Source organism: Rheinheimera sp., assembly GCF_020217005.1.
GTDB lineage: Bacteria > Pseudomonadota > Gammaproteobacteria > Enterobacterales > Alteromonadaceae > Pararheinheimera.
The window spans coordinates 1-10,000 of sequence record NZ_JAIWOI010000067.1; the positions used below are offsets into that span (position 1 = coordinate 1).

Genomic DNA, 10,000 nt, shown 5'->3' on the forward strand with positions numbered 1-10,000 from the left:
CGGGCTTCATCGGCCATAGCTGCATGTGGGCAAGTTGGCGTTTGTGCTGTTGTAACAAAACCCTGCGGGATTTGTACTACTTTGTCGCCATGACTCATCCAGACATCCAATAAGCCACGGCCCTGTTCGTTCAGATGATCTTCAATACCGGCGAACATGGCATTTTGGGCAATCATTTCAACCTGAGCATAACCAAATTCACGGTGCTCAGAACTGGCGACTTTTCCGCCTAACTGCTCAGCCATAGTTTGCATGCCGTAGCAAACACCCAGCACTGGCACACCAGCTTCAAATACATAAGCAGGTGCGCGAGGCGAACCAGCTTCGGTCACACTTTCAGGACCACCGGATAAAATAATACCAGTCGGAGCAAATTCAGCGATTTGTTCAGCAGTAACGTCCCAGGCCCACAGCTCACAATACACGCCAATTTCACGCACACGACGGGCGATCAACTGAGTGTATTGCGAACCGAAGTCGAGGATCAGAATTCGATGGAAGTGAATGTTTTTGCTCATAATCACCTTATTTTTACACAGATCGACGTTCAAAAAAGACAGAGGCTGGCACTAAGCCAGCCTCGAAAACACAGTTAGCCCAAGCGGTAGTTTGGAGCTTCTTTGGTGATCTGCACGTCATGCACGTGTGACTCACCCATACCAGCAGAGGTTACTTTGACAAAGACTGGCTTAGTCCGGACCTCAGCAATAGTGGAACAGCCTGTTAAGCCCATAGAAGAACGCAGGCCACCCATTTGCTGGTGAATAATAGTGCCGATTGGACCTTTATAGGCCACACGACCCTCAATACCCTCGGGTACTAATTTTTCAGCGTTGTTGCTACCCTGGAAATAACGGTCAGACGAGCCATTACGCTGAGCCATTGCACCTAAGGAACCCATACCACGGTAAGATTTGTAGTAACGGCCCTGATACAGCTCCACTTCACCAGGAGCTTCTTCAGTACCGGCAAACATAGAACCGACCATCACACAGTGTGCGCCAGCCACTAAAGCTTTGGCGATATCACCGGAGAAACGGATACCACCGTCCGCGATGATACAAACGTCCAAACCCTGCACGCCATCTACAGCATCAGAGATTGCTGTCAGTTGTGGTACACCACAACCTGTGACAATACGGGTGGTACAGATAGAGCCAGGGCCTATGCCGACCTTCACAGCGTTAGCGCCAGCCAGAGCTAAAGCTTTTGCGCCCTCAGCTGTGGCTACGTTACCTGCTACTATTTGTAAATCAGGATACATAGCACGGGTTTGACGGACGCGATCTAACACGCCTTCAGAGTGACCGTGTGAGGTATCTATTAATAGAATATCCACACCAGCTTCCACTAAAGCGGCGATACGCTCATCAGTGCCTGGACCTACGCCCACAGCAGCACCGACGCGTAAGCGACCAAATTCATCTTTACAGGCATTGGGTTTGCTGGCGGCTTTGTTGTAATCCTGTACTGTGATCAATCCTTTGAGCTTAAAGCCATTGTCGACCACTAATACTTTTTCAATACGGTGTTTGTGCATTAAAGCCAGAGCTTCTTCACGCGGCCCCGTTTCGTTCACTGTCACTAAACGCTCTTTTGGCGTCATTACCGATGAAATTGCCAGCTGCGGATTGGTCTCAACGTTCAGATCACGGCCTGTCACAATACCAACCAGATTATTGTCAGCATCCACTACAGGGAAACCAGAGAAACCATGCTGAGCGGCCAGTTGCTGTACTTCACGGATGCTTTGCTCCGGACGCACAGTCACAGGATCTGAGACAACACCACTTTCGTATTTTTTTACTTTACGAACATTAGCTGCCTGCTCTTCAATGGTCATATTCTTGTGAATAAAACCTAAACCGCCTTCCTGTGCTAAAGCAATAGCTAAACGAGCCTCGGTTACAGTGTCCATAGACGCCGATACCATAGGAATATTTAACGTAATTTTGCTGGTCAATTGAGTCCGCAGGTCTGCGGTATGGGGTAACACAGTGGAGTGTGCCGGTACAAGTAACACGTCGTCAAATGTAATGGCTTCTTTCACGATCCTGAGCATTGCAACAATCTCGCTGTTAAAAAAAGAGGGGGGAATGTTGCGGCGCAATTTTATCCGCTTTTGCTCTTTGCCACAATCAGTTTTTCGCTTTTGTGTTACATTAACCGCAAAGTAAGCCCCAAAGTAATTGGCGTTGCAGCGCGACGACTTGTAGGGGCGTGGTTTATCCACGCCCGCCTCAATATAAAATTAATATTGAGAACGCAGTCAACAAAGCTGCGGCTTCAAGTACGAAAGGGATTGAGGATCTGTCTTATGTCGCAAGCTGATATTTACACCGTCTCCCGCTTAAACTCTGAAGTCCGCCTGACCCTTGAGCTGCAATTTCGTCAGCTCTGGTTAGTGGGTGAAGTGTCTAACTTTATCGCTGCCTCTTCCGGCCATTGGTACTTTTCGTTAAAAGATCAGGCCGCTCAGGTGAAGGTGGCGATGTTTAAACAAAGCAACAGATACGCCAGCCTGCAGCCTAAAAATGGTCAACAAATTCTGATCCGCGCCCGTATCAGTGTGTATGAACCCAGGGGTGAATATCAGTTACTCGCCGATATGCTGGAACCTGCTGGTGACGGCTTACTGAAGCAACAATACGAACAAATCAAAGCCACACTGGCTGCCGAAGGGTTATTGGCACCAGAGCGCAAAAAGCCACTACCGAAAAAAGTACAAAAAGTTGGGGTGGTCACCTCGCCGACCGGTGCCGCCATCCGCGATATCATCACAGTGTTGAAACGCCGCGCTCCAGCGCTGGAAGTGATTATTTATCCTTGTTTAGTGCAAGGTACTCAAGCCCCGGCGCAAATTTACAATGCCATCCAAAAAGCCATCTCCCGCAATGAAGTGGATGTATTGCTGATTGGCCGTGGCGGTGGCTCGCTGGAAGATTTATGGTGTTTTAACGACGAACAGGTCGCGCGTTTAATAGCCCATTGCCCTATCCCAACCGTCAGTGCTGTAGGTCATGAAATTGACTTTACTCTAGCTGACTTTGTAGCTGATGTGCGCGCCGCAACTCCTTCGGCCGCCGCCGAACTGGTGTCACCGGATCAACAGCAACAACTGCAAATGGTCCAAGTTGCACAGCAGCGGCTGCAACGTTCAATGCACAGTTATTTACGGCAGCAGCAACCGCGTTTAACAGCTTTAGTGCATCGTTTAACCCTGCTTGACCCGGCACGGCGTTTACAGCAACAGCAACAGTATCTGGATGAATTACAGCTGCGATTGCAAAATGCCCTGCTCAGACGGATCGACAAAGCAGCTCAACAGCAGCAGTTTTTACAACACAGATTGCAGCAACTGACTCCACTGGTGCGGATTAAACAGCAGCAACAAAAACTGGAGCAGCACCAGCATCAATTGCTTCAATCCATGCAACAGTTACTAAGACAAAAACAGCAGCAGTGGTTACTGCAAAGCAGTCGTTTACATACCGTCAGCCCCCTCGCTACTTTAGAGCGGGGTTACAGCATCAGCTTTGACGAACAGCAGCAAGTGATCACTGATGCATCGACGCTACAACCAGGTCAGCAGGTAAAAACCCAGCTGGCGAAGGGGCATTTTATCGCTCGTATAGAACAGATTTCTGCCCCCTCTGATGTAATAAACTGATGCAGCAAACTGATATCAGGCAAATAGCCACAGAATTAGTCCAACTGCTTGGGCCTGCAGACTGGGCCATAGGCGGCAGCTTTTTACTGCAGTGTTATGGCATTGAGCCACAAGCCCGGGATTTGGATCTGGTCTGCACACTGGAGCGCTTTGAACAGTTCAAAACCCTGCTAAGCCAGTATGCTCACCTTGTGCCTGTATCGCTCCATCCCATGTATCGCAGCAAGGGATTTGCCCGTTTTCGTAAAAATGGCCTTGAGATCGAACTGATGGCGGGCATACAAGTGCTCAAAGACGACGGCTTGCAAGCGTTTGAGTTTCGGCCTGAAAAAACTAGTTGGCAACAGGATTTACCGCTAATGCAGCTAGCTGACTGGCTGGAGTTGTATCAGTTGTTTGAGCGGCCAAAGCGGGTGCTACAACTGCAGTTCTACATGAACTCTGAACGCTGAGTCATTATTTTTTAACTATAAACACAAACAGTTCAACGACTTAGATCTAACCGCCCTCAAATGTATAAATCTGTTCAAAAAAAGTACTTGCCAGCAGGTATAATTAAAAATATGATGATCATCATATAATCAATTACAGGCCACTTTGATGACAGCGTTAAGTAAAAAAGAGATGACCCACCAGCGAATTCTGCAGACTGCTGCAAAAATTATTCGTAGAGATGGCTTTGACTCTTTGGCTGTCGCAGATGTAATGAAACAATCGGGTTTAACTCATGGTGGCTTCTATGCGCATTTCTCTAACAGAGACGCATTACTGGCCGAGGCTTTGGGTTATGCAGGCGCTGAATCAGCAGAAGTACTCAGGCAAAATCTGGCACAACGTATCAGTGAGGGCGTTCAGCCACTGACAGCTTTTATCGAAATCTACCTGTCTGATGAACACCTGAATAATTGCACTGAAGGTGCAGGTTGCCCTGTGGCGGCGCTTGGTTCAGATTTTTTCCGGCTGGACGCAACAACAAAAGCTGTAGCAGGCAGACTTATTGAGGCTTATGTAGAGAAAGTGCAGCAGCTAAGTAACCAGACCTTAAGCCGCGAGAGTGCATTTTTACTGACCAGCACATTAATTGGAGCCCTTCAGCTGGCTCGAGGTTTAAAAGGCACAGACCAGGCAAGCTTTTATTTAACAGCAAGCCGGGAAGATTTAGTTCAACGTTATTCAGATATTCAGTAAAACTAATAAGCGGGTTAACTCTTTTTTTAAATCAAAATATGATGACCATCATATTAAGACGAGGTAAATGATATGAAACTTGAAAATGCAGTGGTATTAGTGACAGGCGCAAACCGGGGTTTAGGTTTGGCATTTGCAAAAGAAGCGCTGGCCCGTGGCGCCCGTAAAGTGTATGGCGCAGCACGCAACCCGGACAGCATCACACTGGAAGGCGTGATCCCGGTTAAATTAGATGTGACTAACCCAGACGATATCGCAAAGCTGGTTGAACAATGTTCTGATCTGACCTTGTTAATCAATAACGCTGGTGTAGCAGAACTTGGCGCTATGCTGACCGAAGATGCGGAAGCAATGATCCGCCGTCAGCTGGAAACCAACCTGTATGGCCCACTTCGTTTAACTCAGAGTTTTGCACCTGTACTGGCGAACAACGGCGGTGGTGGCATTATCAATGTGCTGTCTATTGCCAGCTGGATCACAGGCCCGTTATTAGCTACTTACTCTGTGACTAAATCAGCAGCCTGGTCTATGACCAATGCGGTGCGGCAGGAACTGGCCACACAACAAACGCAAGTCTTGGGTTTACACGTAGGTTTTATCGACACTGATTTAACCAAAGGTTTAGATGTGCCTAAAGTGTCTGCAGAGCAAGTGGTTAACCGCACTTTTGATGGTTTAGAGCAAGGCGCCGATCAGGTGTTAGCGGATGAACCAACCCAAATGATCCACCAGGCCCTGTCTTCAGCGCCACAAGTGTATTTACATGCCTTAGCAGGACATTAATGCTAACAAAATCCCCCGGCTGAACTACAAGTTTTTACTGTTCGTCGGGGGTGTTTTCTGTTCTGATAGTTGCTGCTGTAACTTGTCATTTTATGGACGGAAAACCAATGAAAGTAAAAGTATTTATAGCCACCAGTCTGGACGGTTTTATCGCTAAAAAAGATGGGGACATCAATTGGTTAACCTCTGCCACAGACTCTACAGACGATCATGGCTACAGCGCCTTTATGTCTGAGATTGATGTGATTTTAATGGGCCGCGCCACCTTCGAAAAAGTGCTGAGTTTTGGTATCGACTGGCCTTATCCGGTGAAAACAGTGGTGTTGAGTCATCAGCTAAGCTCCGCTGATTTAGCGCCTGAACTACAAGACAAAGTAGAGGTCCTTCAGGGCGCTATGGTTGATATTCTGCATCAGCTTAAGCAGCAAGGTTATAAAGCTGTTTATCTGGATGGCGGTAATATTATTCAGCAAAGCCTGCGCTATCAGCTAGTGGATGAACTGACACTCACCCGTATTCCGGTGTTGATAGGAGCAGGTATACCGTTGTTTGGAGCTTTAGCTGCCGATCTGAAACTACAACATCTGGAAACCCGGGTGTACCAGAGTGGTTTTGTGCAGAGCAGATATAGTTGCAAATAAGCTTTTTCTGGGTTTTGCATCTACTCCTCTCTGATTGGCGGCAAAGAGCGTGAAGCGGTCATGCGATTTCTGCCGTCATCACCACGAAATACAGGCAGCTACGCGCGCGCCCTCAATGTGCAGCGTAAAGGACCAGCCATTACGTTCACATAGCCGCTGTACTATGCCTAAACCCAAGCCATACCCCTCAGACGACCCTGTTGGCGTGTTCAGCTGGTAAGCCTCACTACTTAGCTGATTGGTGATTAACAGCTCGCGCTCTTTGATAAGAATTGAGATTGGCCCCTGCCCGGCGAGCGTGTGCTGAAATGCATTTCGCACCAGATTATTGACTGCGATAGAAAAAGCCTGTTGATGTCCGCAGACGCTGGGGTTGTCGATATGGTCAATTTCAACATCGACGAACTTGCGACTCAGTAAGTGGCGCTGCAAATCGATCGCCTGCCTCACCAGCGGCGTTACCAAGAACTGCTCTTCGTATAAGCCGCCATCCGTTTCGCGAGCGAGGCACAAGAACATTTCAATGGTGGTTTTCATATCGAGCGTCGCACGCCTCACCCGATCCAGCGCCTGTGTATCGGCCGCTGACAGCTCACTTTGCTCCAGCAGCTCAAGCGCGCCTGTGATCACTGTGATTGGCGTGCGTAACTCATGACTGGCGGAACTGGTAAAGTCCCGCTCCCTCGTCACAAAAGCGCTGATACGCTCAAGAGTTTTCTCAATGGCCCCTGCGAGCACGCCAACCTCATCATCACCAAAGCGGCCAGACTCTATGCGTTTATGATCTTCGGCCGACAAGTGCTCAAGGTCGATGTCCGCAACAGCTTTCGCGAGTTGCGCCACCGGGGCGACAGCCCTGCGCATCACTACAATTCCCAGCCCAAAACCAAGAACACCCAAGGTCCCGACTACACCGGTGATAACGAGCAGCAACCACCAATCCTCTGACGAGGCCGCTTCAATACCAGCCACATCGAACACTACAAAAGCCTTTTGTTGGTCTTTGTCAGCAATGACAACAGCAACATGCAATTCTTCGGCTTCGAATTCGTACAGTCCTTCAGCGGGATTGGTCTGCGCCCATTCCTGCAATGATTCCGGTAAGCTGGCAACCTTATCGTAGCCGCGAAGGTTCATCCTCAGATCAGGATAACTTTTGGCGGCAACCTGCAGTTGCTGCGTCAACACTCGGTCTTCGCTCAACCGGATCGCCCCAAAGAAAGCAAAGCCCCAGGCCAGGCTCAGTACAGCAACACAGATCGCAAATGCAAAGGCGACACGCTGGCGTAAACTGCGACGGTACATCGCTAAACATCCTCTGCAATTCGGTAACCAATACGATGCACGGTATGAATAAGCGGGCTATCAAAGGGCCTGTCTATCGCCTGGCGCAGCTTGTACATATGCGAGCGAAGTGCATCACCATCGGGCAGCTCGTCAGCCCACAACAAGGTTTCCAAAGCTTCACGCTCCACAACAGCAGGCGCCTCTTCCATCAATCGTTGCAGTAGTTTCATGCACGTCGGGTTGAGATCGACACGTTGCCCGGCGCGATGCACTTGCAGCGTCGACTTATTCAGAGTCAGCCCCCCCACAGTGAGCAGGTTGTCGGTTTTGCCATGACTACGTTTGTATAGCGCCTGCAGTCGTGCATGCAGTTCTTGCAATGCAAATGGCTTCACCAAATAGTCATCGGCTCCCGCTTCGAACCCCTTCAGTTTATCGTCAAGCGTGTCGCGCGCAGTCAGCATCAACACGGGTTTATCTATGTTGGCATCAGCGCGCAGCTTTTTGCAGAAACTCAGGCCATCCATACCGGGTAGCATCAGGTCCAGCACAATGACGTCGAACGGGTTCGTCAACGCCAGGTGCATCGCGCTTATGCCGTCATAGGCAAAATCCAGAATATAGCTATGCTTCTCGAGATAGGCGGCAATATTCGCACAAATGTCGCGGTTATCTTCGACAATCAACACTCTAACTGGCGCTGCACCCAGTTTTTGGACCATCTGCTGTTACTCCTTGCCCCTTCCCGCCCTTGTACTCGCCCGTGCCAGGCCCTCGCTCTCGCCCTTGCTCTTACCACGCATAGTCAAATCGAAGACCAATCAGTGGCTCGGCTTCGCTATCGTCTTTCACTTCGACGCCCCGGCGATAGTCAAACTCCGTATCGTCACTGGACGAGGCAGAGGTGACGTTGATCACATCGAGAAAGGCCGTGACATCTATAGGGCCAAATGCGCGTCTATAGTCCACACGCAGGTTCAACAAGCCTGAACCGCTTTTACGACCAACATTACGCTCTGTGATCTCTTTCGAGTAGCGTAACGGTTGTCCGGCGCCCAACACGTCTGCATGAATAATAAACTGGTCGTCTGGCCTGCCGGAAAGGTATTTGTAGCGCCCGGCGACCTTCCAGCGATCATTGATTTCCCAGGTCAGGCCAAGAGTAGCCACATGGTCGCGACTGAATTCAGCGGCTACCTCACCCCGACCATCTTTGCGATCAACAACGGCATCATTGTAAGAATAGGTTGCGCTAGCGTACAGGCCTTCGCGAATTGTACCCATAAGCACTATGTCGACGCCGTACGATCTGCCATCCCCCAGGTTGGCAAAGGTACCGCTTGCTCTATCCAGGTCGACCACCAGGTCGTCGAGCTTTTGATAATAGGCCTCAGTTAACACCGACCACTGGGTGTTCGGGAAATATTTGAAACCAACACTGGCATGGCTGATTTTTTCATTCTTCAAATCGTTTGACTCGTTAGCCGCCAGGTAGAGAAAACGTGGCGACTGATGAAAAAGTCCTGCACTCGCAAAATATCTGACCTTACCAGCTGGCTGCCAGTTCAGGCTGAACCTGGGGGACACTAAGCTTTCGTCGGCAAAACCGTCCCGTTCGAACCGTAAGCCAGTGCCGAAATCCCACTCACCCCGCTCAAAAACCTGATTAACGTAGCCAGCATAGCTGGTTTCTTTTTGCTTTATTGCAGAATTAATGTTCTCGGGCTCAAGCACAATAAAGCGCTGTTGTGGGTCTGGTCTGAAATCATCGTCGTCATAAACATAGCGGTTCCAATCGCCATCTAACACTGTGTTGTAGTCCAGATCAATTTGTGTGATCTGGCTACCTGCACTAAACAAACCCCATTGATTCGTCGCCTCAAAATCGCTTCGCCAACCCGTCTCCGTTTCGCGCTCACCTATGGTAATAATATCTTCCCGCACCGGAAAATCGGCGGCTGGCGATCCTGCTGGAACCAGGTCAGGAAAGGCTTCGCCTTCAGAGCTTATTTTGTCACTTTTGCGGTAGTAAATTTTATTGGTCCAGACCGCATCGTCACCGACCAATGATCGCAAGGTCAGGCCATACAAATCACTATCTTGTTCGGCAGACTGAAGCGCAACATCTTCGAAATTGGGGGATGCAAACACGTGAGTAACATCACGAACATAGTCTTCGTGGGTATCCATCAATAAAATTTCAACGCTGTGATCCTGATTGACAGGAATAACCGACTTGAGAATGACGTCTCTGAGCACAGGGTTGCCGATGTCCAGTTCTTCAATAGTTTCAAACAAAGCGCCGAAGTCCAGCCGCCTGGCAGAAAACAGCATAGTAGAGTCATCGGTGATACCGGCAGGGCCGTCGTAACCTACTTCATAACCGGCAAGGTCGTAGCGAAAACTGGCTGAAGGGCTTGGGTTACCATCA

At 49.4% G+C, this 10,000-nt stretch carries 10 protein-coding genes; 5 read left to right on the top strand and 5 right to left on the bottom strand.

Translation table 11 applies throughout. The features are described 5' to 3' along the window. Together guaA and guaB are read right to left on the bottom strand one after the other, a co-directional pair. On the bottom strand, window positions 1-518 hold a 518-nt coding region (gene guaA, locus LDL40_RS03320), incomplete at its 3' end, for a glutamine-hydrolyzing GMP synthase (RefSeq protein ID WP_300993676.1). 74 nt (window positions 519-592) lie between these two features. Further along, window positions 593-2,062, bottom strand: coding sequence for an IMP dehydrogenase (gene guaB, locus LDL40_RS03325; RefSeq protein ID WP_300993678.1), 1,470 nt, complete (start codon window positions 2,060-2,062; stop codon window positions 593-595). 255 nt (window positions 2,063-2,317) lie between these two features. Here guaB and xseA point away from each other — a divergent pair, with 255 nt between their 5' ends. The 5 genes from xseA (at window position 2,318) to LDL40_RS03350 (ending at window position 6,282) form a co-directional block, all read left to right on the top strand. Then, window positions 2,318-3,670, top strand: a complete 1,353-nt coding sequence (xseA, locus tag LDL40_RS03330; protein WP_300993680.1) for an exodeoxyribonuclease VII large subunit — start codon at window positions 2,318-2,320, stop codon at window positions 3,668-3,670. Further along, window positions 3,670-4,122 (top strand): hypothetical protein, encoded by a 453-nt coding sequence (locus LDL40_RS03335; RefSeq protein ID WP_300993682.1) that lies wholly within the window; start codon window positions 3,670-3,672, stop codon window positions 4,120-4,122. Before xseA ends, LDL40_RS03335 begins: the two co-directional genes overlap by 1 nt. 148 nt (window positions 4,123-4,270) lie before the next feature. Continuing rightward, window positions 4,271-4,858, top strand: coding sequence for a TetR/AcrR family transcriptional regulator (locus LDL40_RS03340; protein ID WP_300993684.1), 588 nt, complete (start codon window positions 4,271-4,273; stop codon window positions 4,856-4,858). 72 nt (window positions 4,859-4,930) lie between these two features. Then, window positions 4,931-5,641, top strand: coding sequence for an SDR family oxidoreductase (locus LDL40_RS03345; protein WP_300993686.1), 711 nt, complete (start codon window positions 4,931-4,933; stop codon window positions 5,639-5,641). A 107-nt stretch (window positions 5,642-5,748) separates the two neighbouring features. Next, entirely contained in the window at window positions 5,749-6,282 is a 534-nt protein-coding gene (locus LDL40_RS03350; RefSeq protein ID WP_300993688.1) for a dihydrofolate reductase family protein, read from the top strand. Window positions 6,283-6,360: 78 nt separating this feature from the next. Here LDL40_RS03350 and LDL40_RS03355 read toward each other — a convergent pair whose 3' ends face one another. The 3 genes from LDL40_RS03355 to LDL40_RS03365 all read right to left on the bottom strand — a co-directional run. Then, entirely contained in the window at window positions 6,361-7,587 is a 1,227-nt protein-coding gene (locus LDL40_RS03355; protein WP_300993689.1) for a HAMP domain-containing sensor histidine kinase, read from the bottom strand. Window positions 7,588-7,589: 2 nt separating this feature from the next. Further along, the gene (locus LDL40_RS03360) at window positions 7,590-8,291 is read right to left on the bottom strand and encodes a response regulator transcription factor (protein ID WP_300993691.1); all 702 of its coding nucleotides are present in this window, start codon (window positions 8,289-8,291) and stop codon (window positions 7,590-7,592) included. Window positions 8,292-8,361: 70 nt separating this feature from the next. Then, window positions 8,362-10,000: TonB-dependent receptor (locus LDL40_RS03365; protein ID WP_300993692.1), on the bottom strand; the 1,639-nt coding region annotated here is incomplete at its 5' end.

Excerpts from the sequence above, each read along its gene's own strand:
- LDL40_RS03355 (WP_300993689.1), bottom strand. The coding sequence starts at position 7,587 with ATGTACCGTCGCAGTTTACGCCAGCGTGTCGCCTTTGCATTTGCGATC.
- LDL40_RS03360 (WP_300993691.1), bottom strand. The coding sequence starts at position 8,291 with ATGGTCCAAAAACTGGGTGCAGCGCCAGTTAGAGTGTTGATTGTCGAA.
- xseA (WP_300993680.1), top strand. The coding sequence starts at position 2,318 with ATGTCGCAAGCTGATATTTACACCGTCTCCCGCTTAAACTCTGAAGTC.
- LDL40_RS03345 (WP_300993686.1), top strand. The coding sequence starts at position 4,931 with ATGAAACTTGAAAATGCAGTGGTATTAGTGACAGGCGCAAACCGGGGT.
- guaB (WP_300993678.1), bottom strand. The coding sequence starts at position 2,062 with ATGCTCAGGATCGTGAAAGAAGCCATTACATTTGACGACGTGTTACTT.
- LDL40_RS03350 (WP_300993688.1), top strand. The coding sequence starts at position 5,749 with ATGAAAGTAAAAGTATTTATAGCCACCAGTCTGGACGGTTTTATCGCT.
- LDL40_RS03340 (WP_300993684.1), top strand. The coding sequence starts at position 4,271 with ATGACAGCGTTAAGTAAAAAAGAGATGACCCACCAGCGAATTCTGCAG.
- LDL40_RS03335 (WP_300993682.1), top strand. The coding sequence starts at position 3,670 with ATGCAGCAAACTGATATCAGGCAAATAGCCACAGAATTAGTCCAACTG.